Source organism: Flavonifractor sp. An306, from assembly GCF_002159455.1.
Classification (GTDB): Bacteria; Bacillota; Clostridia; order Oscillospirales; family Oscillospiraceae; genus Flavonifractor.
The window spans coordinates 1-702 of the sequence record NZ_NFIQ01000242.1 but is presented as its reverse complement, the minus strand read 5'-3'; the positions used below and the strand labels follow the sequence as shown (position 1 = coordinate 702).

1 protein-coding gene and 1 pseudogene are annotated in these 702 nt (G+C 52.1%); both read right to left on the bottom strand.

Annotated features, from left to right (window positions below):
• A pseudogene (locus B5F88_RS19890) lies at positions 1–351 on the bottom strand (hypothetical protein); the annotation flags it as partial.
• A 74-nt stretch (positions 352–425) separates the two neighbouring features.
• Positions 426–702, bottom strand: a 277-nt coding sequence (locus B5F88_RS19885) for a toprim domain-containing protein (RefSeq protein WP_140402243.1), incomplete at its 5' end; no start/stop codon positions are given.

Sequence of the window (702 nt, the reverse complement as noted above, 5' to 3'; positions counted from 1 at the left end):
CATCTGCGGTTCCAGACTCTGGAGGATCTTCTCCATATTGTTGGTTTCACTGGCCAGAGTTTTGGTCTGGGTGATGGTCTGGATGTCCACCCCAACCTCGTCCTTCCGCGTCATATCCAGCAGATAATAGAGGCGGCCATCCCGCTCAAAATCCTCGGTGGGAATCTGGGATGGGTCATCTGCCAGGGACAGCTGGTACACTTTCTTGATCCTGGGGCTGTCTCCCTCCATATACTCCTCCACCGATGTGGGGTAGTAACTGGCACTCTGCTCCGGTTCAACGGCCAGAGCAGGGACAGATGCCGCCAGGAGCAGGGTCAGGGCGCACATCGTGGTCAAAATGCGTTTCATACTGGATTCCTCCTACAACAATTTTTCTTTTGATTTGCCGGAAATCATATTGTTATTTCTTCTTTTGGAAATTGTCACCCCCTTTCACGGAGCACATTTCGTTGCAGCAGATACTCATTCCAATCCTTTCCCTGTGGAGGAAGTTGTTGAGACACCTCATAGTCCTCTGCGGAGAACATTTCTCGGAGCTTTTGGGTTGCCTGCCGACCATGTTCATCGTTATCCAGGCACAGAATAATCCTGCGTATGTGTGGGTTGTCTCGCAGATAGGTCCGCAGTCCTCCTTCGTACAGCCCACACAGTGCCACCGCGTTGGAGGTTACTTTCCGGTGCAGGGTGCAGAAGCTCATC